A 21652-nucleotide genomic window follows, 5' to 3' on the forward strand; every position below is an offset into this window, starting at 1 on the left:
GGCAAGCCAGCTCCCACATTTGGATCAGTGCAGGTTTCAAGATTGCTGTTCGGCTTGGTCGTGCAGATGGCGCTGGATTTCGTCTACCCTCTCCAAGCGGTCTAGCAGTGCCCGCCCTGCCTCCTCCTCAATAAACTCAAACACCTCCTCCGGCACGCTGTATTGAAACTGCTTGCGCCGATGCCTGGACACCTTGCCGCCGTTATCCAGGCACATCATCACCAGCTTGGACAAATCACTCCCGCGCACGTCATAGCGCTGGTTCACGGCCTTGATCACACGGTCGTAGCGGTCGAGGAACTCGGTCTCTTCGCGCAATTCCACTTCCAGCGCACGTCTGGCCATCTGCAGGGTGAATTCGACGCAGCGGGTGGCGTCCCAGTAGCGGTAGATAGCGGAGTGGCCAATGAACTCGAAAGCCATTTGCTCACCGTCCAGCCAGGTAACATTCCAGAAGTCTCGAGTCGGCTGGGAAAATGCCTTGAGTGTCTCCAAGTAGGCTTGCTCTTCGTGTTTCATCGCAACGGAAACGGGCAGCAACAGGCCGTTTTCCAGTGCACCGAAGTGGCAGAGTGTCTGGTGGATCAGGAATCGCGACAGACGTCCGTTACCGTCCATGAACGGATGCAGGAACACAAAGCCGAAGGCGGTGACGGCCGCAGCCACAAGCGGGTCAACCTCACGCACAGGCTGACTGGCAAAGGCCATCAACTCTTCCATCAGTTCCTGGCACAGCTCAGGTGCGGGTGGTACATAGCTGACGCCCGCCGCGCCGCGCAAACCATTGTGCAGATAGTTTTGTTCGTGGCGGAATGCAACGGCTTTGTCGAAAGGGTTGGAGACAGTGCTGTTTTGCAGCTCTACCAAATAGTCTTCAGTCAGCAGCCGGCCTTCATGGGCTTGGCGTAGCAGTTGGACGAAACGGCGCGACTTTTCTTCGCTGGGTTGTTCTTTTTCGATGGCGAACGAGTCGCGGGTTTCATGGAGATAGGCCCATTGGATGGCGCGGTCCATCATTTCAGATGGAAGGGTAGCCATGAAGGACTTGGCACGGCCCAGGATGTCCAGGTTCAACAAGGCTTCGATTTCAGGCGTGCGTTCAACTGTCACGCAATAAGCCAAAGAGCCCAGACCATTGAAATCGATACGCCAACGCGAATTACGTGTTGAGGGTCCAGTCACGTAGCGCTGTGGATCAAACAAGGGTGAAACGCGGCTGTTGATTGGCTTGTCGTAGTCCAGCCGTTGAAGCGTCAAGCCTTCCCAGAGGTAGCAGACCTTGCGAATGAACACGCCGTTGGGGGCTTTTTTCAGCTCTTGCAACAGTTGGTCCGGGCTAACCGCTTCGAGCGCCTGAGCCAGGATGCCGAGGTTGATGCCTTCATGTTTGAGTGCGAAAAGAATGTGGTCGAGTATCGCGTCGGCTGAAGGCGCAACGGTATGAGGAACCGCCAGACAGTCACCAATTATCGAGATCCGCGTAACGGGCTTGATCATCGCGGCACGAGCAGGAGCAGTCGCTTTTAACCCGAGCAATTGATGAAGATGGGCGTAACCAACCAGAGACATCGCGCAACCTCAGAAAAAGTTCACTTACGCGATTAAAGCCCAGATTTTTTCAACCAACACCAGATTTTTTCAACTTTCTGTGTATTCGCTAAGTTTTTTGCACCCCTCTTGCGCTGTGCAGCAGAAGATTCAGTTCGTCCACCACCTCGGCCCAATCTGCATCTTCCAGAATTTCATTACGCAAAAACTTCTTCTGGTTCTCCGTCCAGAAAAACGCATCTGCCAGATGCAACTCAGGCTTCAGTGGCGAATGCACTGCCACAAACTTCTCGATACTTACCGGGTCATCCGGCAGACCAAGCTGTTTGAACAGAGACGGCAAGCTGTGCACAGGCGATTCCATGGGAGGCTCCTAGAAAGACGGCTCCCCAGAGTCTAGCCCAGGCGCCAACCAGCCCAGCAACCGCTCGACGCATTGCTGGGCCGAGAGCACGCCGGTGTCCAGTTCCAGCGAGGCATGGGGGGGCGGTTCGTAGGGTGAGCCAATGCCGGTGAAACCGGGTAATTCGCCTTTGCGGGCGCGGGCGTAGTGGCCTTTGGGGTCACGTCCCTCGCACACCGCCAACGAGGCGCTGCACCACACTTCCCGATAATCGGCGCCCAGGCGCTCGGCGAAGACTGCACGCAGTTCCACCAACGGCGCGATCATCGCCAGGACCACGATTTGCCCGTTTTCCACCAGCAACGCCGCGAGTTCGCTGGCGCGGCGGATATTCTCCAGGCGGTCGCTGTCGGCAAAGCCGAGGTCTTTGTTAAGGCCACCACGCAGGGCATCGCCATCGAGCACGATGCTGTGGCGGCCTTGTTCGAACAAGGCCGCTTGCAGCCCCTGGGCCAAGGTGGATTTGCCGGACGCGGGCAACCCGGTGAGCAGGATCGCCACACCGCGATGCCCATTGCGCGCCTCGCGCTGACGGCGGCTGATGCTCGCCGTCGGCGCCACCAGGTTACTGGGCAACGGGACGCGGCGCCGGCGTTGCGATGTTGCCGGCCGCCCACGCCGACTCGCGGCTGGCCAGCGCCGTGGCGATGGTCTGCACGCGGTCCGAGTCCAACTGCTCCGGCAGCGGGTCGAGGCCGGCGCTGGCGAAGATCTGGCCGTAGGCGTTGCGCAGGTCGGCGTAGGCCAGGTCGCGGCGCAGGTCGGCTTGCAGGGTGTTGAGCTCGCCCTGGATCAGGTCCAGTTCGCCTAAACCTGCCGCTTCGTGGCGGTTGCGCAGTTGCGTGAGGATTTGCCCGTCGATATTGGCCAGTTGGTCGTTGGTCTTGAACTGGCGCACCGCGTCCTGGTAGTTGGCGTTGGCCACATAGACCTGCGCCAGCACCGCAATGGACATCGCCTGGCGCCGCGCGGTGGCGACTTCTTCACCGGCCTTGGCGACATCGATGGCCGCCGGTGCGGAGATCACGTTGAACAGGTTCCAGGTGATCTTGGCGCCATAGTCGGCCCAACGGTTGTCGGTCAGGAACGAGTTGCTGTCGTAATGGCCGCCGGCGGAGAACTCAAGGCCCGGCAGCAGGCGCAACATGGCCTTGCGGGTTTCGGCCGCGCTGATGCGGGTCTGGTAGTCCTGCTCGCGCAACTCGGGACGGTTGGCCAGGGCCTCTTGCTCCAGGCTCGCCAGATTGACCTTGAGCTGGGGCACGTCGTAGTCGTCCGGCGTGGCCAGCTTGAGGTCGGTGCCCATTGGCAGGTTGATCAAGGTGGCCAGTTCGGTCTTGGCCAGGGACAACGCACGGCGCTGTTCCTGCAGTTGGCGCGTGGCTTCGATCAGCGAGCGCTGATAACCCAGGGCCTGCACCGGGTCGCCGATGCGCTGTTCGCTCATGCTGCGGCTGTTGGTCTGGGCCTGGTCGACCCGGGCCATGAGGCTGTCGATCTGGGTCAGCAAACGCTCGGCCGCCACGGCACGCCAGTAGGCGGAGCGTACATCCTGCACGATGGTGTTGATCACCTTGCGCCGGCGCTCCTGGATGATCAGGCGCTGGTCGCCTTGCTGCTTGGCGCTGATGTAGCTGACGCCGAAGTCGAGCACGTTCCACACCATGGTCAGGTCGGCCACGCGGCGGTCGCGGTCCTGGGAGGTCGACGGTTCCAGGGATTGGGTGCCGGTGAGCACGCTCTGGCTGCTGGAGGCGTTGGTATTGTTGCGCCCGGCGTAGCCTGCCGACAGCGCCATGCGCGGCAGCATGTCGAAACTGGAGAGGTCGGACTGGCGCTTGGCCAGGGCTTCCTCCATGACTTTCAGGCGGCCTTCGAGGTTGTATTTCACCGCACGGGCCATGGCCTGGTGCAGTGTCAGCGGGCCATTTAGCGGCTCTTGATCCTTGTACATGCCTTGCAGGTCGCTGCGGGCTCGCTGCTCACTGACACTGCGCTCAATCGGCTGGCTGGTGACCGCGCAACCACTGATCGCCAGCACCAGCAAGCTGATGCCGCACACCTTATGACCTGTCTTCATCCTTGTCTTGCCCCTGTTACTGCGCCTTGAGTTAAGTGTGTTCAGGCCTGCATTTCGCTGATGCCGACCTGTTGCAGTGCATGCGCCAGGTCAACCACCTGGCGTTGTTCCGTGTCCTTGATCTGCTGCAATTGCTGGCCAAGGGTTGGCGCGCCAAACACGCCACGCAACCCTTGGGCCGGGTCGCTAACGCCCTTGATCGATTTGCTCTCGAACGCGTTGAAACCGCTGTCGTCAGCGCTGTCGCGGTTGAACAGTGTCGACAGGGTGCTCGCCCCGAAGATCCCGCCGTCCCCGCCACCAAAACCGAGGAAGCCCTTGCCGGCGCCATCCCCGCCACCGTCCGTGTTGAACACTTGCGCGAGGAAGCTAGGGGCCAACTCGCCACGATTGATAAAAATGCTGCCCACGGGGGGTAACCCGCCACCCAGTTCACGCGGCTCGAACAACGGCGGGAAACTGAGGGGTGAACCCAGGTTGCCGGTAGGCTGGCCGTAGATGATCGGCTGCAACGGCGCGTCGGGCGCGCCTTGTGGCGGCGCCGGGTTGGTGGTGCGAAACAACGGGTCGCCCGTCAGCGCAATGGTGTTGATCCCATAGTTGTTGGAGTTGGCATACCCGCTGCCGGCGTTGCCCGACAAGTCGGTGACCAGGCTGGTGTCGAGGGTGATGAAATTGCTCGGGTCGGTGATGTTCGCCGTCGGCGTCAGGGTGGCCGTCCAGGTCTTGCCGCCATCGCTGCTGGCCAGGTTGGACAACACACCATTGGCCACGCTCAGGTCCGACAAATCAAAGCCGGTGACTTTCTCGCTGAAGGTGAAGGTCACGGTGCTGGTCTGGCCCACGGTCAGGTTCGGGTTGGACACCGTAATGGTCGCAGTGGGGCGGTCGGCGTCCACACCGTAGTTGTTGGATATGGCAATGCTGGCCCCTGCGTTGCCCGCCAAGTCATTCACCTGGCTGGTATCCAGCACGATCAGGTTGGTGGCGTCGGTAACCGCCGCGGTCGGCGTCAGGGTTGCGGTCCAGGTTTTGCCACCGTCGGCGCTCATCAAGTTGGACAACACACCGTTGGCGACACTCAGGTCAGACAGGTCAAAACCGCTCACCACTTCACTGAAAGCGATGGTAACGGTCGTCGTCTGGCCAATGCCAAGTTGGTTGTCGGCCACGGTAATGGTTGCGGTCGGGAGTTGGGTGTCAATGCTGTAGTTATTGGAATCGGTGCCCCCCACGCCCGCGTTGCCCGAGCCATTCGTCACGCCACTGTTATCCAGGGTGATGAGATTGGTGGCGTCGGTGACATTGCTGCCAGGCGTGAAAGTGGCGGTCCAGGTGATGCCGCCATCGCTGCTGCTCACAGCGCTCAACGTGCCATTGGCGATGCTCAAGTCGGCGTTGGTGAAGCCGCTCACCGCTTCGCTGAACGTGATGGTCACCAGCGAGGTTTCCCCGGCCTTGAGCGAGGGGGCGGCGATGACAATGGTCGCGGTCGGCACCTCAGTTTGCACCTGGTAATTTGCCGAACTGGTAGTCCCGGTGCCGGTGTTGCCAGCCAGGTCGGAAATACCGGTGTTGTTCAGCACAATCAGGTTAGTGAGGTCGGTAACCCCGATGTTCGGCGTGAATGTAGCCGTCCAGGTGATGCCGCCATCGCTGCTGCTCACAGCGCTCAACGTGCCATTGGCGATGCTCAGGTCAGCGTTGTCGAAACCGGTCACCGCTTCGCTGAACGTGATGATCACCAGCGACGTTTCACCTGGCCGCAGGCTGGAATCGCTCATGACGATGGTCGCGGTCGGGCGCTGGCTGTCGACGGCATAGTTGTTGGAGTCGGTAGTCCCGCTGCCTGCGTTACCCGCAAGGTCCGCGATGCCGGTGTTGTCCAGCGTGATCAGGTTGGTGGTATCGGTGATACCTGCGGCCGGCGTATAGGTGGCCGTCCAGGTGATCCCGCCATCACTGCTGCTCACAGCACTCAGTGTGCCATTGGCGACCGTCAGGTCGGCATTGGTGAAACCGGTCACGGCCTCGCTGAAGGTAAAGGTCACCAGGCTGGTCTGGCCGACTCCGAGCGCGGTATCGGCGACCACAATGGTGGCGGTCGGGCGCACGGTATCGATTGAATAATTGTTCGAGTCAGTGGTGCCACTGCCGGCGTTTCCGCTCAGGTTCTGCACGCCGCTGTTGTCCAGCGTGATCAGGTTGGTGGCGTCGGTGATGCTGGTGGTCGGCGTAAAGGTCGCCGTCCAGGTGATGCCGCCGTCGCTGCTGCTGACCGCGCTCAACGTGCCGTTGGAAATGGTCAGGTCAGCGTTGGTGAAACCGGTCACCGCCTCGCTGAAGGTGATGGTCACCAGCGAGGTTTCGCCGATTTTCAGCGCATTGTCGGCAATGATGATGGTTGCGGTCGGTGCCACGGTGTCGATGGTGTAGTTGTTGGAGTTGGTCGTGCCGCTGCCGGCGTTGCCCGCAAGATCCGCGATGCCGGTATTGGCCAGCACGATCAGGTTGCTCGCGTCGTTGACGCCCACGTTCGGGGTGAAGGTCGCCGTCCAGGTGATGCCACCGTCGCTGCTGCTCACCGCCGTCAGCGTACCGTTGGCAATCGTCAGGTCGGCGTTGGTGAAACCGCTCACCGCTTCGCTGAACGTGATGGTCACCAGCGAGGTTTCACCGGCCGTGAGGTTGCTGTCGGCGACCACAATGGTCGCGGTCGGGCGCACGGTATCGATCGCGTAATTATTCGAATCGGTGGTGCCGCTGCCGGCGTTGCCGGCCAGGTCGGCAATGCCGGTGTTATCCAGGGTGATCAGGTTGGTGGTGTCAGTGATGCTGGCGCTCGGCGTGAACGTTGCCGTCCAGGTGATGCCGCCATCGCTGCTGCTGACTGCGCTCAACGTGCCGTTGGCGATGGTCAGGTCGGTATTGGTGAAACCGGTCACGGCCTCGCTGAAGGTGATGGTCACCAGCGAGGTTTCACCGATCCGCAGGTTATTGTCGGCCACCACGATGGTTGCGGTCGGGCGCACGGTATCGATGGCGTAGTTGTTGGAGTCGGTGGTGCCACTGCCGGCGTTGCCGTTCAGATCAGCAACACCGGTATTGTTCAGCGTGATCAGGTTGGTCGCGTCGGTGATGCTGGTGGTCGGCGTGAACGTCGCCGTCCAGGTAATGCCGCCGTCGCTGCTGCTCACCGCCGTCAGCGTGCCGTTGGCAATCGTCAGATCGGCGTTGGTGAAGCCGGTGATCGCTTCGCTGAAGGTGATGGTCACCAATGAGGTTTCGCCGATTTTCAGCGCGTTGTCCGCCACCACGATGGTCGCGGTCGGCCGCGCAGTGTCGATCGCGTAATTGTTGGAATTGGTGGTGCCACTGCCGGCGTTGCCGGCCAGATCGACGACCCCGGTGTTGTCCAGGGTGACCAGGTTGGTGGTGTCGGTAATGTTGCTGGTCGGCGTCAGCGTGGCGGTCCAGGTGATGCCGCCGTCGCTGCTGCTCAGGCCGGTCAGGGTGCCGTTGGCCACTGTCATGTCGGCGGTGGTGAAGCCGCTGACCGCTTCGCTGAAGGTGATGGTCACCAGCGACGTTTCACCCGCCGCCAGACTGGTGTCGGCAACCACAATGGACGCGGTCGGCCGCACGGTATCGATCACGTAATTGGCCGAATCAGTCGTGCCGCTGCCGGCGTTGCCGGCCAGGTCAGCGATACCGGTGTTGTCCAAGGAGATCAGGTTGGTGGTGTCAGTGATGCTGGCCGTCGGGGTGAACGTTCCGGTCCAGGTGATGCCGCCGTCGCTGCTGCTCACTGCGCTCAGCGTGCCGTTGGCGATGGTCAGGTCGGCGTTGGTGAAGCCCGTCACCGCCTCGCTGAAGGTAAAGGTCACCAGCGAGGTATCGCCGATCTTCAACGCTGTGTCGGACATCACGACAGTCACGGTCGGCCGTGCGGTATCGATCGCGTAATTGACCGAGCTGGTCGTGCCGACGCCCGCCACGCCGTCGCTGATGGCGGTCACCCCGGTGTTGTCGAGGGTGATCAGGTTGGTGCTGTCGGTAATGTTGTTGGTCGGCGTGAAAGTCGCGGTCCAGGTCAGACCGCCGTCGCTGCTGCTGACCGACGTCAGCGTGCCGTTGGGAATCGTCAGGTCGGCGTTGGTAAACCCGGTGACTGCCCGGCTGAAGGTGATGGTCACCAGCGAGGTTTCGCCGATTTTCAGGGCCGTGTCCGACATCACGATGGTCGCGGTCGGCGGTTCCACATAGGCGGTGTTGAGCGTGCCGCCGTTGTTGTAGATCGCCGCGAAGGCCAGCGGTACAGAGCCCGTCACGCCACCGCCCAGTTCTGCGCCGCCGGAACCGCTGCCAGCCGCGTTGCCGCTGATGGCACTGAAATTGGACGACGTAATCAGCACCGTGCCGCCCTGGTTCCAGATTGCGCCGACACCGCGACCGCCGTCGCCACCGTTCAGGTTATTGCTGCCCTGGCCGCTGCCGCCGCCACCACCGCCGCCCGCGCCGATGTTATTGCTGATGACCGAGGTGCCGATGATTTTCAGAGTGCCGGTGGATGCGTTGTAAATGCCGCCGGCCGCATTGCCGCCGACACCGCCGACCTTGTCCCAACCGGACCCGCCACCGCCGCCGCCGATGGAAATAGTGCCGTTGTTGGCCGTGCCGCCATTGCCGCCGTTGCTGTAATAGGACACACCCACCCCGCCGGCCCCGCCGGTGGTAGAACCGCCGCGCCCGCCCATGTGCGTCGCGTCATAGCCTCCGCCATAGCCCCCCGCGCCACCGCTGCCAGCCTGCCCGCCCAGCGTACCGGTGCCCGGCCCGGCGGTCCCGCCATGGCCACCGCCCTGACCGCCCAGGCCGCCACCACCGCCGCCACCGCCGCCGTAATTGGCGCCCGTGACACCGCCGCCACCGCCGCCGCCCGCCGCTGCGTTGCCGGTGACTGAAACGTTATTCAAGGTCAGGATACCGGCGTTGAAAATCCCGCCGCCCATGGCGCCGGTTGCCCCGTAGCCGCCATTGCCGCCATTGCCGGAAACCAGACCACGAGTGATGACCAGACCGTCCAGCGTCACCGTACTGCCGGAGGTGATTTCCACCACCCGCGTCTTGTATTGACCATCGAGGGTAACGTCAGCGACGCCGTCGTTATTCAGGTCACCGTCCACGGTGATGTTCTTGTTGATCAGCAATTCAGAGGTGAGCTGCACCGTCATACTGCTGCTGAACGTCACAATATCGCCGTTCTGCGCCGAAGCCAGAGCCGCGCGCAGCGAGCCCACCCCGGTGTTCGCGTTGTTGGTCGCGGTCCACGTGGCCAGCCCCCACTGGTAGTCGTTCATGGCTTTGGTCGACAGCACGTTGGCGCTTTCGATGGTGCCGGTGGCGATCTCCAGGTCCCAGTCACCGCCCACACCGGTGCGGTTGGTCGACGCCGCCACGTCACGGCCGGTCAATTGCGCCAGGGAATCAACGAAATTCTGCCCGCGCTCGCCTTCGGCGGTGTAGCAGCCGTAGATCAGGATGTCGCCGCCGACATTCATGTCCTTGCCGATTTGCCCCAGCACCGCGCTGCGGGCAGCCACGTTATCCGCCGACAAGTACGTGGTGCCGAGCCACAGATCGCCCGCGTTGCCGTGGGCGATGATTTGCACCGAGCTGACGCCCTGATGCGTATCGAGGTAATCGGCGATTTGCTGCAGGCCGTCCTTGCTGCCGTCCAGCTGTACCACCTGGGTTCCGGGCGCCACGCCCTGCAGCAAGCTGGCGGAGTCTTTTACCCGGGCGTCGACAAACACCACGGTTTGCCCCGGCACCGCCACGGGTGCAGCGGCTGGCGCGTCGGCCTGGCCATGGGTGTCCTTGCTTGCGACCGGGTGGTCGCCGGTCGGCGCCTTGGCCGCGTCAGCGGTGGGGTGGCTGTCGGGCTGCGCCACGTCGGCCACGGTGGCGGCGACGGCGCCATCGAACAGCATGCGCGGTTCAAGGGGCATGATCATGGGCGAGACCCGCGCCCGTGCTACTTCGCTAACCCGCGACTTGCGATTGCTCCACCACATGTTGCTCACCCGGCGTCGAACGTTCTTTGAGAGAAAATAAAACGCCGCGATCAATTGATCGCGGCGTTGGCCTTCATACGAATCACATTGGCGGCACTGGCTGAGCCGTCCTGCCAAAACGACAACTCGGTGTACTGCTGGAACAGGTCCGGCGGCAAAATCGTGCGCCGCGCCTGCAGGCGCACCTTGGGCTGGACCTTGTGCAAGCCGGACACACCCAGCGCCTGGTCAAACTCGGGCGCGTCGTAGACGAGGTTGTTGAAGTCATGCTCAAACCACGGCTCGCCGATAAAGTCGTACACCAGCCGCAGTACCCGCTCCGGGGCCTGACTGAGCAGGTCGTAATCGACGATCAGCAATGAATCGGCGTGTTCGCCGTAATAGGCTTCCTTGAGCGCCGCCCACGAGAAGCCCACCAACCGGTTGCGCTGCGCCAGGGTTTCACAGCGGCTGTACACCGTGTTGCGCTCGACATCGTCGCCAAACAGCTTGGTGTTTTCGAAAGGATTGGCGCGGTACAGCCGTTCCAGGCTGTCCATGATCCAGGCGACGTTGCGCACGCAGGCAATGACTTTGGATTGGGGAAACAGGTCATGCAGCGCGGGCATGCGCGCGCACCATTGGCGGTTGGTGTCGAACACCAGCGGCGTGGCGGTTTTGTCGGCGTAGTAGGAGTCGAAGAGACCGCGCAACAGGCGGCGGCGGGTATTGGCGTCAATCACCGCGCCAAACTCGCTGCCGGCGCTGCATTGCGCCAGCACGCCATTGAACAGGGTGCCAACGGGGCTGCTCATGCCCGCGTGAAAACGCGGGTTCTGCAGCAAAATCGCCGAGAGCAGGGTGGACCCTGAACGGGGCAATCCGGAGATAAAGTGATACTGCAATCCCTTCACCACTTTGTCAGACAAAAATCCATTTGTGGCCGTAGAGTAGTTCAGGATTGCGCGATCAACTAGTGGTCAATTGCCACTATTTTGGTATTCCCCTAATACCGAATGGATATTAACGGCAGCCCTCGGGCTGCGAAGGCTCTGGCCCGCGGCACAGCACGAACAGACGCGCCCGAGCCCCGCCGCCATCTTGTTGCAACAATTGGCGCCAGCCTTCGGGAATCGGCGCGAAATCGTCCGGTATGTCGGTGCTGCTGATCAGCCACACGCGCCGGGTATCGGCGGGTAATGCCGACAAACGGTCGAGGTAAATGCGCCCGCCGTCCTGGTCCACCAGGGTGCCGAAGCCATAGGCGTTCGGCCGGGTGGGCGTTCCGTCGGGCTTGGGCGGGGTATAGAGCTGCAATTGGGCGTCGGTCTGGTCGTAATACACGTAGCTGAGGTACCACATCATGTCGCTCAGGACGATGCGGTCATCCTCCTGATAGTTGCGGTTGACGAACTCCACCGGCACGTTGAACTGGTCATGTTCATCCACGGTGAAGTTGTTCTTGAGCCCCACCAGCTCCACGCCGACGAACAGCACGAACAACGCGGCGCCCAGCCACGATAGCCGTGTGGGCAGGCGGTCGATCGCCAGTGCGACAAGGATTGGCAAGCCCAACGCGTACACGGTGAGGTAGCGCTCGATAAACACCGGCGAGATAAAAGACACGCCGTACACCAGCAGCAACGGCAGCAGGAAGAACAGCACCAGCAGGCAGGCGGGGCGCTGGCGCTCGCGGTCTCGCCAGGCAGTCACGCCGACCACGGCGATCAAAAGCAGCGGGAACAGCCAGAACAGCGGCTTCCAGAAGCCGATCCCCTCGTCCTGGAGCATGAACTGCCAGATCATCGACGGTACCGAGATCAACGACACCGGGTCTTCCCAGCCGATGTCGCCGCCGACCTTGAGCTGCTCGACATGTTGCACCAGGTCCAGCAGGTTCGGCAGCCAGGGCAGGTACAGCGCCACAACGACCGCATTGGCGCACCACCAGGACGGGCGCAGGATCAAGCGTTGGCCTGCCGGCTGGGTGCGGCACAACAGGCCCAGGTAAGCCCAGTGCACCAGCACGCACAGCGCGGTGAAATAATGGGTGTAGAAGCCAGCCGTCAGCAGCAGCACATAGGCCGCCAGGTAGCGCGTGCGTTCGGGCTCGCGGACCCAGTACACCAACGCCAGTGTGGCGCCCAGCAGCCAGACGGCCAGCAGCGAGTACATGCGCACTTCCTGGCTGTAGCGCACCGCTGACGGAAACAACGCCAGCAGCAGGCCTGCCAACACGGCCGCGCGGCGAGTGGACACCTGCCGCGTGAGCCAGATACCCAGGCCCACCGCGACCACGCCAGGAATGGCACTCATGCCGCGGATCGACCAGATGCCGTCACCGAACAGCTCGATCCAGCCCCGCAGCATGAAAAAATACAACGGCGGGTGTACGTCATGGGCCGCGTGAAACCACAGGTCGGCCATGGCGTATTCACTGAGCAGCAGGCTGGAGCCTTCGTCGCCCCAGATCGCCGCTGCCGTCAGGCAATAAAAGCGCACGCCCATGGCCAGCGCCAGGATCGGCACCCACCACAAACGGCTGAGCCAACCGGCACCTTCCCAGGCGCCATCGAGGCGATTGACTGCGGGAAATACCCCAACCTTGTCGTCTTGTTCTACCACAGACCGTCGCACCTCAATTCCCCTGAAACTGCCCGTTGGCCGGGCAAAACCTGCACACGTGCAAACAAGCGCCACTCTAGGACAAAAGCCCCGGTTTCGCTCGCTGTTTCGCAGCCGACAGGCGGCGCGCAACAGCTGCGTCTACGCTCTGCGATGACGCCAGATCGATTGGCGTCACACCCCGTATAGCCCATACAAGGATGAGCGATTCATGGAAGTATTCATCGGCACCATTCAACCCTTTGCGTTTAACTTTGCCCCGCAAGGCTGGGCCTTGTGCGCCGGCCAGACCCTCTCCATCAACCAGAACCAGGCATTGTTCGCCCTGATCACCACCACCTATGGCGGCGATGGCGTGCAAACCTTCAAGTTGCCAGACCTGCAAGGGCGGCTGCCCGTCGGCCAGGGTAGCGGCGCAGGCCTGACCACGCGCGTCATCGGCGAGTTTTCCGGCACCGAATCCGTGACGGCCACGCTGGTCAACCTGCCGGTCCATACCCACACCGCCACCTCAATCACGGCCACAACGGCCATCCAACTGACGAGCGTGACCAGCAACCCGGTGACAACACCCACCGCCACCAACGCCTTTATCGGCGCCTCCGGCGGCGGACCGGGCAGCGCTTCGATCTACTCGGACCAACAGGGTGCCAACCCGGTGCCACTCCAGGGGGTGACCACCACGGTGACCAGCCCGACGATCGGCCCGGCCGGCCAGGGTCAACCGATGGGGTCCATGAACCCCTTCCTGGCGATCAATTTCAGCATTGCCCTGAGCGGCATCTTTCCGTCACGCGGCTGACGCACTGCCTTGGCCGAGGCTCGCGGGCCTCGGCACCTCTGACGTGGAGCCTTCCCATGCTGAACCTGGTTACTCTCGAACACTTTCGACCGTTGCTCACGCGCACCAGCGTGCTGTACCTGCCGGACGGCTCGGCGCTGCCGATCCAGGTGCAAAGCCTGCGCGAAACGCCAGACGCCACTATGCCCGGCGCCACTCGTGGAGCGTTCAGTGTGCAACTCAACAGCCTCGGCCCGACGGACTTCGTCGATGGTTTATGCCGCTTGCCACTGCCCGGGGCTTCCCTGGAACAGGTGTTCGTGTCTCGCGAGCCCGCCATGGGCCGCGACAGCGAGCGCGGTTATTTCTGCATCGTGTTCAACTGAGACGGGTACCACACCAACCGCTGTGCGGCGGGTGTCTGCTCCTCCACCCGAAACCCCAGCGCCAGGTAATGCTGGCGCGCCTGGGGGTTACTGGCCCACACCACCGTGGCCACCGGGCAGAACACCTGCGTAGCGGCTTGCTGCACCCCTTTGAGCACCGCACGGCCAAAACCCTGGCCGCGAGCGGCAGGGATAAACGCCAGGTACAACACGCGGATTTCATTGGGGCCGAAGTCTGCACTCAAGGCGCCGATGGGCGTGCCGAGTTTTTCGATCACGTAATGCAGGGCGCCGGGAAAATGCGTGTCCATGCCGGCTTCCTGAACCTGGAACTGCTGGCTGATCACCTCGTCCACCAGGCCCTGCTCGCCATCGATCCACTGCAAATCCGCCCGCGCCGAGCGGTACAAACTGTGCAAAAACGGCTGATCACTCGCCCGTGACGGGCGCATCTCCAACCCCAGCGCCAACGCGCCCTCCTTGTTCATCATCGCGTTCAACTCCTGTCAGAACCCGCTTTCCCGAACCCCCAATGCTGCTGCCCGTCGCCAGGCCACACCCAGCACCGACTCGCTGCGCCCTTGCAGCACCACCACGCCGCGCAACGGTTGGTGTGGGGTTTCGATTGTTTGCACACTTTTCAACCGCGCGCCGTATTGGGCCTGCACCGGCTCCGGGCGCTGGTTTTCGTCACGGCGCACGGCAATCGGCCCGTGGTGATCGGATGTCAGCGCCTCCTGGTCCAGATAGGCCACGCCGTTGGCATCGATATCGGTCAACTCCACGGCGATGGCGGCGTGCATCGGGTCATCGGCGATAAACCGCCCGGTCGCCCCCGACGCAACCCGCCACAGTTCCGCTTCGGCCAGGTAACCGCGCAGGCGCGCACCGTCTTCCACCACTCGCGCCAGCACGTCTTTGGGCGACAGCCAGCGACCCACGCTCAATTGCGGCAACACATCGCGCACGGTGCCCGCGTGGGGCGCGCGCAACAGCAAGCGCTCACGCTGAGCGGCCAGCCCACGGTATTCGGCGAGGGCCTGGGACAAGCGTTGATCGTTGATGCCGGCGTCTGCCGCCGTTTCGCTGCGCCCAGCCTGGCGGCGCATCTGCAGCTGCAGAATCTCCACTTCACGGCGCACGATGCTTTGCCGGGCGTCCAGGTCCGGCGACTCCAGCTCCACCAGCACCTGGCCCTGGGTCACCACCTGGCCATCCACCACCCGCAATTGTTTGACCCGCGCCGCCACCGGCGCATGCAACGCACTGGCCCGCCCGGCTTCGAGCATGGCGGGCAATTCCACCGCGCTGCGCCATGGCACCACCAACACCAGCACGATCAACGCCAGGCCCAGGCCGCTGAGCAGCGCCCGGGGCGTGTGGGCCTGGCTGCGACGACCCCACCATTCGCGCCATTCCTTGCAGATGGGCAGGAAGATGAACCACACCAGTTCCACCAACATGAGGAAGATCCCCAGCAACTTGAAGAACAGGTGATACACCGCCAGCGCAATCCCCAGAAACAACGCCGCGCGCCACAACCACGACAGGTAGCCCCACCACAACAGCCGCCGCTGCATCACCGGCGACCAGGACTCCGGCGCCGGCTCGCCATAACCGAACAGCGCCTCGCGCAGGCGCCAGCGGCACAGGGCAAAGGCGCGGCCTTGCAAATTGTCGACGCCCCATAAGTCGCTGATCAAAAAGTAACCATCAAAACGCATGAACGGGTTGAGGTTGATCGCCAGCGTCGTCAACCACGTCGCACTGGCCAACATGAACGCGGCGGTACGCGCGGGGCCGTCCGGCAACAGCGACCACGCCAGCAACGCCACGCATGCCAGCAGCAGTTCGGCCATCACGCCACCGGCACCGATCATCAACCGCGCCCGGCGATCATTGACCCGCCAAGCGTCGCTCACATCGGTGTAGAACATCGGCAGCAACACCATGAACGCCACCCCCATGCTCTGCACGCGACAACCGGCGCGCTTGGCCATGAACGCGTGGCCGAACTCATGGCACAGCTTGGCAAAGAACAGCGCCACGCCAAATGCGAGAGCGCCGCCCAGGCTGAACAGGTGCGGAAACGTCGCCAGGAAGCGCTGCCAGTCCCGCGCCACCAGGAACACGCCCAGCCCCAACACAATGGGCAAACCGTAGCGCAACAACCCCGGGCCGAAGCGCGCCAGCCATGGCCAGGCGCGGTTGAGGAATGCATCCGGCCGCCACAGCGGGATGCGGAAAAACAGGTATTGATGCAGCAGCACCTGCCACAGGCTTTGCTTCTGGGCGGCGGATTTGTAGAGATAGCTGGCGCGTTGCTCCGGGTCGAGAGCGGCGATCAGGTCGTGGGCGCGCAAGAAGCACAGCAACTCTTCCACCTCGGCACCGCCCAACGGCAAACCCGGCTCGCGGTTGGCGGCTTGCAGGACTTTTGCCGGATCCCCCAGGGACCAGTGGCGCAACAAGCGAATAGCCGTGGCGCCCAATTTGAAATAGCGCCCGCGTACCGGGTCAGCCAGGGTCCAGCGAGGCGAACCATCCAATGCCGGCCCACTGCTGGACAGTTGCAGGTCGTCGCGCAGCGGGGGCAGGCTCATCAGAGGCCAACGCTCTGGCGCAGGCCCGCCAGCGGCCGGCGCAACAGGTACAGCGCCAGCGGTGCACGCTCACCGTAGATCTTCGCCGTACCACGCAAGCCGATACGGGGCGATGCGGCATCGAACTGCGCATCCAGGCGGTAAGCCAATTGGCCGCCCGGCGTGGGCTGCGCCTCGTAGGCCGCGCGTTGCAGGGTGGCCAGGTAGCGTTGCAAGGGGTCGCTGTCGAGAAATAGCGCGACCTGGGCGTTGGGCGCCAGGGCAATCGCATCACCCACGGCCAGTTCGATGCGCAGCTCGGCCTGGCCAGGGTCGGCGATCTGTAGCAGGCGCTCACCGGTTTGCACCGGTTTACCGGTCCAGCGCTCGGCGTCGGCGAAGACCGCAATACCGTCGCGCTCGGCGCGCACTTCGCTGCGCTTGAGCAGTTCACGAGCGTAGTCGCGTTCGGCGCGTTTTTGCTCGACGCGGGCGGCCAGCAGGTCGATGCGCGAACTCGATTCGGCATCGGCGAACGCTCGCTGGGCGTTGGCCTTGAGTTCGGCTTCCGCCACGCCCAGGGCGCGCGCCGCCACATCGGCCTGGGCCGTGAGGGTGGTGCTTTCAAAGCGCAGCAGCAGGTCGCCGGTTTTCACCGTCTGGTTGGGCTTGACCAGGAACTCGGCGATCACCCCATCCAGCGGTGCTGCCACCACCTGCCCGGCCAGCGGCACCACTTCGGCCGGCGCCAATACCGACTGGCGCACCGGAATCAGCAGCATCAACAGCAACGCGACCACCACCAGCACCTGGCGTTTACGCGTCAGGCGCAGGCGCCATGGCCGGCGCGGTTGCAGTGCATGCCAGGCATGGCTGTAGGTGCCGCCTAATTGCGAAAGCAATACTTGCTCGGCAGGGTTCCACGGCGTATCCCGTGCCAGCCACAGGCCGCCGAACACTTGACCTTGCGGGTCGATCATCGGCAGCCAGAACACATGGGCAGCCGACAAACTCTGCCAATCGGCCTGCACCGCGTCGCTCAGTTGCTCGGCGGGCACCACCCGCGCCGTCTCGCCCAACCCTTGGCTGTGCAACTGCGCCACCGCCTGCTCGACAAATGCCACAAACGGCGCGTTCGGGTCGACACTGCTTACCGCTGTGACAGCCTGCACCTTGCCGGCGATCAGCAGTGCGGCATGGCGATAACCGAACAGCGGCTGCCCATCGTTGACCAGGCTGTAGGCCAGTTGCTCGGTGGTGCGCGCGGCGCGGGTCTGGCGCTCAAGGTCGAGGAACTGCGCGAACACCCGCTCGGTGTTGCCCGGCATCGGTGCGTTCATTGCAGTTGAGCAAAGTGCGCGGTGCCGCTCATGCCGGCCATCAAGCCCGTGGCATTGGGCAGGGTGGCGACCAACAGCAGCGTCTGGCTGCCCTCATCGATACGCGCGCCGAGGCGCTTGACCGTGGCGCTGAACGCCTGGCCGGTCTCGTCGGGGGTGAAGTTGAAGGTCTGGCCGGGCTTGAGTTTGTCCATCCAGCGCGACGGCACCAACAGGTGGATTTCCAGGCTGCGGTTGTCGACGATTTCCAGCAGCGGCGCGCCCGCCGACACGCTCTCGTAGCGCTGGACCTTGCGCTGCACCACCTGGCCGTCATACGGCGCCAGCACGCTGCAGCGTTTGACCTGCACCTGATACACCTGGGATTGGGCTTGGGTTTCGGTGAGCTTGGCTTCGGCGCGGGCCACTTCAAAACGCCCGACGGAATTGAGCGCCGCCAATTGCTTGTTGTGGGCCAGCTCTTCACCGGCGCCACGGCTGGCGGCTTGGGCGGCGTTGAGCTGGGCCTGGTAGGCCGAGCAGTCAAAACGCGCCAGGGTGTCGCCCTTCTTGAACGACTCGCCCTCGCTGAACGGCAGCTCGACGATGCGCCCCGACAGCTCGCTGGCCAGCATCGCCTGGTCGCGGGCGCGCAATACGCCACGGGCCTCGCTGCTGGCGCTGGCTGCGGCGGCGGCCGGCTGATCCAGCAACGGATCCTGGGCCAGGGCCAACGGTGCAATGCCGATCCAGCAGGAAAATCCGAACACCCATCCACGTAACAGCTTCATACGATCGACCTCCCTGACGATGTCCGCAGTCTAGGGCAGAGAGGGTAAATTGCCACTACTAAAAATCGGACAAATCAGCATTTTGCGTAGGCCTTCACCGAAGCCGATGTCGGTTCAAGCTATGATTGCCCTCCTCCAAGGACTCAGGATCAAGGACACGTCATGCGCATCGGTTTTCTGTCACCCCTGGCACTGGCCCTGCTGGCCGGCGCTTCCCTGCAGGCCCAGGCCAGTTCCGACGACTCGTGCTACCCCGATTGGCGGGTGTCGCGCAGCAGCCTGGACACCTGCAGCAACCTGCCCTTCCTGAGCCCGGGCAATGACAGCCGGGTGAACCTGCGCCTGTTGCTGGCCGATAAAAAATCCGCGCCCCTGACCCCCGACGCCCTGAATGACGATGACCTGGCCCAAGGCTTCGGCCCGGTGCCGTTCCCGGTGTATCGCCTGGCGCCACGGGCCGACAGCACCACCGAGCCTGATAACGGCCCCGACGATTCGCGCACCGCTGAACTCGATACCTTGCTCGGCCCGCTGGGCATCAAGCGCGACGAGTACAAAACCGCCGGCGAAGCCTTCCTCAATGGCGAAGGCAGCCGCTGCCGCAGCAACGACGATGACAGCGCCACCGCGTTCATCAGCCAGGTGGTGAAAGCCGACATGCCCGCGCCCGAGCGCGAGCTGCTGGTCAAGGCACGCCTGCAACTGCTGAGCACCTGCGACTGGGACGGCCCGGTGGTCGCGGACCCGCAGCAGCTCCAGTCCGCCGACGGCCAGTTGCTTCTGGCCTACCTGCAAGCGGCCGCCGATTTCTACAGCGGGCGCTTCGCCGAGGCGTCCAGCGGCTTCACGGCGGCCGGCAAAAGCGCTCTGCCATGGCTGAAGGAAACCGCGCAATACATGACCGCGCGCACCGCACTCAATCAGGCCCAGGCCAACGCCTACGACGAAGACGGCATGCCGCACCTGGACCGTGTGGACAAGTCCGCCCTGGCCGAGGCCGAGCAAGGTTTCGACAGCTACCTGAAGGCTTATCCACAGGGCACCTACAGTACTTCTGCACGGGGCCTGTTGCGCCGGGTGTATTGGCTGGCCAACGACAACAGCAAGCTGGCCGACGCGTTCGCCTGGCAACTGACCCAGGCGACCGATGCACAGCGCAACGTGTCGGTGAATGAACTGGTGGAAGAGGCTGACCTCAAGCTGCTGATGGTCAACAGCGAGACCGTCAACTCGCCGATGATCCAATTGGTCAGCGACCTGATGGTGATGCGCGGTGGCAACCAGCCGACCCTCAGCCGGGCAGACATCGAGAAGCAGAAAGCGGTGTTCGCCAGCGAGCCTGAACTCTATGACTACTTGCTGGCCGTGAATGCGCTGTACACCGAGCAGCAGCCCGACGCCGCCCTCAAGCAATTGCCGCAAAGCGTACCTTCGAGCCTCAACTACTTCGCCTTCAGTCAGCAGACCCTGCGCGCCCTGGCCCTGGAAGCCAAGCAAGATTGGAAAGGTGCCGAGGCCTTGTGGCTGCAACTGCTACCGCTGGCGAAGCTGCCACTACAACGCGACCAGTTGGAATTAGCCTTGGCGATGAACTACGAGCGCAGCGGCCAGTTGGCCAAGGTGTTTGCCGCCGACTCGCCGATCGGCGCCAAGCAGGTGCGTTACATCCTGCTGCGCAACATCGCAGGGCCCGACCTGCTGCGCCAACAGATCGCCAAGGCCAGCGACCCGGTGGAGCGCGAGACCGCCCAGTTCGTGCTGCTCTATAAAGACTTGCTGCGCGGCCAGTACGCGACGTTCGCCGACGACCTCAAGCAACTGCCCGCCTCGGCCCCCGAGGACAAGTTGGGCACCAGCCTGGGTTACATCTACAGCGCCAGCCAGACCTTGAAGCTGTTCCAGTGGAATGGCGACAAGGCCGAGTCCGGCTACGCCTGCCCGAGCATCGCGCACACTGCCGCCACCTTGCAGGCCGACGGCAAGCACCCGCAGGCGCTGAACTGCCTGGGTGAGTTCATCCTGCGCAACAACCTGGATGGCATGCCGCTGGAGCAAGCCCGTGCAGCGGGCAGCCTGGGCAGTACCGCCTCGCAGTTCAAGGGTGAAACCTTCTCGCGGCTTGATGGCTACAAGCAGGTGATCGCCAATGCCAAGGCGCCGAAGAACGACAAGGCCTACGCGCTGTTCCGCGCCATCAATTGCTACGCACCGGCCGGCTATAACAGTTGCGGCGGCGTTGATGTTGAGCCGGCCGTGCGTAAAGCCTGGTTCCGCCAACTCAAGAGCGGTTTTGCCGATACCCAGTGGGGCAAATCGCTGCAGTACTACTGGTGAGGCGCCTGTGGCTAGGCTTGCTCTTGCTGGCAAGCCCGGCTTTCGGCGCCGTCGACGCTCAAGACTACGATGCTTTCTGGCTGTGGAGCGGCGTGACACCCCAGCCGGTGCTCAAGCAGGCCAACACCCTGTACATCCTTCAGGGCCAGATCAACTCCACGCGCCGGGCGCCAGCGCGTGGTGTTCAGCTCATCGCCCAAGGCATGAGCGTGCCGCGCCTCACCCGTGGTGAAGTCTGGGTGGTGTACCGCGCCCACACGCTGCACTGGCCCGAACGGGTCTACACCCAACTGCTCGGCCAGGTGCAACGCTGGCGTGATGCGGGCAACCCGGTGGTCGGCATCCAGATCGACTTCGACGCCCGCACCCAATACCTGCATGAGTACGCCGACTTCCTGCGCGACCTGCGCCAACGCCTGCCCGCTGACCTGCGCCTGAGTATCACCGGCCTGATGGACTGGAGCAGCAACGCCGACCCCGCCGCCATCGCCCAGCTCAAAGGCGTGGTGGATGAAGTGGTGGTGCAGACTTATCAAGGGCGGCACAGCATCCCGGACTACGCGGCGTATTTGCCACGGATGAACCGGCTGGGTTTGCCGTTCAAGATCGGGTTGATCCAGGGAGGTGTTTGGGAGGAGCCGAGGTACTTGAAGGGAAGTGAGTGGTTTCGGGGGTATGTGGTGTTTTTGCAGAATCGTTGACATTTATGTCAACTCTATGCAAGAAAGTGTCCTCTGTCCGCGGACA

At 63.2% G+C, this 21652-nt stretch carries 15 protein-coding genes; 4 read left to right on the top strand and 11 right to left on the bottom strand.

Annotation, left to right across the window (positions count from 1 at the left end; all coding sequences use genetic code 11):
* Positions 1 to 36: 36 nt before the first annotated feature.
* The 7 genes from ACVWVP_RS28205 to ACVWVP_RS28235 all read right to left on the bottom strand — a co-directional run bounded on the left by ACVWVP_RS28205 (position 37) and on the right by ACVWVP_RS28235 (position 12724).
* Positions 37 to 1569 (bottom strand): Fic family protein, encoded by a 1533-nt coding sequence (locus ACVWVP_RS28205; RefSeq protein WP_457409282.1) that lies wholly within the window; start codon positions 1567 to 1569, stop codon positions 37 to 39.
* An 88-nt stretch (positions 1570 to 1657) separates the two neighbouring features.
* On the bottom strand, positions 1658 to 1912 hold the full coding sequence (locus ACVWVP_RS28210) for a DUF2789 domain-containing protein (protein WP_178919310.1): 255 nt from the start codon (positions 1910 to 1912) through the stop codon (positions 1658 to 1660).
* A gap of 9 nt (positions 1913 to 1921) precedes the next feature.
* Entirely contained in the window at positions 1922 to 2527 is a 606-nt protein-coding gene (cysC, locus tag ACVWVP_RS28215; protein WP_178919309.1) for an adenylyl-sulfate kinase, read from the bottom strand.
* Positions 2517 to 4031, bottom strand: a complete 1515-nt coding sequence (locus ACVWVP_RS28220) for a TolC family protein (RefSeq protein WP_178919307.1) — start codon at positions 4029 to 4031, stop codon at positions 2517 to 2519. The genes cysC and ACVWVP_RS28220 overlap by 11 nt, the downstream gene beginning before the upstream one ends.
* A gap of 41 nt (positions 4032 to 4072) precedes the next feature.
* Positions 4073 to 10048, bottom strand: a complete 5976-nt coding sequence (locus tag ACVWVP_RS28225; protein WP_457409285.1) for an Ig-like domain-containing protein — start codon at positions 10046 to 10048, stop codon at positions 4073 to 4075.
* A gap of 110 nt (positions 10049 to 10158) precedes the next feature.
* Positions 10159 to 11001, bottom strand: a complete 843-nt coding sequence (locus ACVWVP_RS28230) for a sulfotransferase family protein (RefSeq protein WP_178925872.1) — start codon at positions 10999 to 11001, stop codon at positions 10159 to 10161.
* A gap of 109 nt (positions 11002 to 11110) precedes the next feature.
* Complete coding sequence (locus ACVWVP_RS28235) at positions 11111 to 12724, bottom strand: glycosyltransferase family 39 protein (protein WP_457409287.1); 1614 nt, start codon at positions 12722 to 12724, stop codon at positions 11111 to 11113.
* Between the two features lie 199 nt (positions 12725 to 12923).
* Here ACVWVP_RS28235 and ACVWVP_RS28240 point away from each other — a divergent pair, with 199 nt between their 5' ends.
* Together ACVWVP_RS28240 and ACVWVP_RS28245 are read left to right on the top strand one after the other, a co-directional pair.
* Positions 12924 to 13514: a phage tail protein gene (locus ACVWVP_RS28240; protein ID WP_178925870.1), complete on the top strand. Its 591-nt coding sequence runs from the start codon at positions 12924 to 12926 to the stop codon at positions 13512 to 13514.
* 56 nt (positions 13515 to 13570) lie between these two features.
* Positions 13571 to 13879 carry a hypothetical protein gene (locus tag ACVWVP_RS28245; RefSeq protein WP_178925869.1) on the top strand — a complete coding sequence of 103 codons (309 nt, stop codon included), beginning with the start codon at positions 13571 to 13573 and terminating at the stop codon, positions 13877 to 13879.
* On the opposite strand, the gene ACVWVP_RS28250 is transcribed toward ACVWVP_RS28245, so the two are convergent.
* From ACVWVP_RS28250 to ACVWVP_RS28265, 4 genes are read right to left on the bottom strand one after another with little or no spacing between them, the layout of a single operon-like run.
* On the bottom strand, positions 13855 to 14370 hold the full coding sequence (locus ACVWVP_RS28250) for a GNAT family N-acetyltransferase (RefSeq protein ID WP_178925868.1): 516 nt from the start codon (positions 14368 to 14370) through the stop codon (positions 13855 to 13857). The genes ACVWVP_RS28245 and ACVWVP_RS28250 overlap by 25 nt on opposite strands.
* A gap of 15 nt (positions 14371 to 14385) precedes the next feature.
* Positions 14386 to 16482 carry a biotin/lipoyl-binding protein gene (locus ACVWVP_RS28255; RefSeq protein WP_457409290.1) on the bottom strand — a complete coding sequence of 699 codons (2097 nt, stop codon included), beginning with the start codon at positions 16480 to 16482 and terminating at the stop codon, positions 14386 to 14388.
* A complete protein-coding gene (locus ACVWVP_RS28260; protein WP_259172876.1) occupies positions 16482 to 17801 on the bottom strand; it encodes an efflux RND transporter periplasmic adaptor subunit in 1320 nt (439 codons plus the stop codon). Before ACVWVP_RS28260 ends, ACVWVP_RS28255 begins: the two co-directional genes overlap by 1 nt.
* Positions 17798 to 18571, bottom strand: coding sequence for an efflux RND transporter periplasmic adaptor subunit (locus ACVWVP_RS28265; RefSeq protein ID WP_178925865.1), 774 nt, complete (start codon positions 18569 to 18571; stop codon positions 17798 to 17800). Before ACVWVP_RS28265 ends, ACVWVP_RS28260 begins: the two co-directional genes overlap by 4 nt.
* 162 nt (positions 18572 to 18733) lie before the next feature.
* Between ACVWVP_RS28265 and ACVWVP_RS28270 the strand changes: the two genes are divergently transcribed.
* Both ACVWVP_RS28270 and ACVWVP_RS28275 read left to right on the top strand, forming a co-directional pair.
* Positions 18734 to 20905, top strand: coding sequence for an outer membrane assembly lipoprotein YfiO (locus ACVWVP_RS28270; protein WP_457409292.1), 2172 nt, complete (start codon positions 18734 to 18736; stop codon positions 20903 to 20905).
* A complete protein-coding gene (locus ACVWVP_RS28275; protein WP_457409294.1) occupies positions 20902 to 21606 on the top strand; it encodes a DUF3142 domain-containing protein in 705 nt (234 codons plus the stop codon). The genes ACVWVP_RS28270 and ACVWVP_RS28275 overlap by 4 nt, the downstream gene beginning before the upstream one ends.
* The last annotated feature ends 46 nt before the right edge of the window (positions 21607 to 21652 follow it).

Source organism: Pseudomonas sp. TE24901, assembly GCF_054058375.1.

Bases quoted from the DNA above. Each gene is read 5' to 3' on its own strand.
- ACVWVP_RS28205 (WP_457409282.1), bottom strand. From the start codon at position 1,569: ATGTCTCTGGTTGGTTACGCCCATCTTCATCAATTGCTCGGGTTAAAA.
- ACVWVP_RS28210 (WP_178919310.1), bottom strand. From the start codon at position 1,912: ATGGAATCGCCTGTGCACAGCTTGCCGTCTCTGTTCAAACAGCTTGGT.
- ACVWVP_RS28220 (WP_178919307.1), bottom strand. From the start codon at position 4,031: ATGAAGACAGGTCATAAGGTGTGCGGCATCAGCTTGCTGGTGCTGGCG.
- ACVWVP_RS28225 (WP_457409285.1), bottom strand. From the start codon at position 10,048: ATGATCATGCCCCTTGAACCGCGCATGCTGTTCGATGGCGCCGTCGCC.
- ACVWVP_RS28240 (WP_178925870.1), top strand. From the start codon at position 12,924: ATGGAAGTATTCATCGGCACCATTCAACCCTTTGCGTTTAACTTTGCC.
- ACVWVP_RS28245 (WP_178925869.1), top strand. From the start codon at position 13,571: ATGCTGAACCTGGTTACTCTCGAACACTTTCGACCGTTGCTCACGCGC.
- ACVWVP_RS28250 (WP_178925868.1), bottom strand. From the start codon at position 14,370: ATGATGAACAAGGAGGGCGCGTTGGCGCTGGGGTTGGAGATGCGCCCG.
- ACVWVP_RS28255 (WP_457409290.1), bottom strand. From the start codon at position 16,482: ATGAGCCTGCCCCCGCTGCGCGACGACCTGCAACTGTCCAGCAGTGGG.
- ACVWVP_RS28260 (WP_259172876.1), bottom strand. From the start codon at position 17,801: ATGAACGCACCGATGCCGGGCAACACCGAGCGGGTGTTCGCGCAGTTC.
- ACVWVP_RS28265 (WP_178925865.1), bottom strand. From the start codon at position 18,571: ATGAAGCTGTTACGTGGATGGGTGTTCGGATTTTCCTGCTGGATCGGC.
- ACVWVP_RS28270 (WP_457409292.1), top strand. From the start codon at position 18,734: ATGCGCATCGGTTTTCTGTCACCCCTGGCACTGGCCCTGCTGGCCGGC.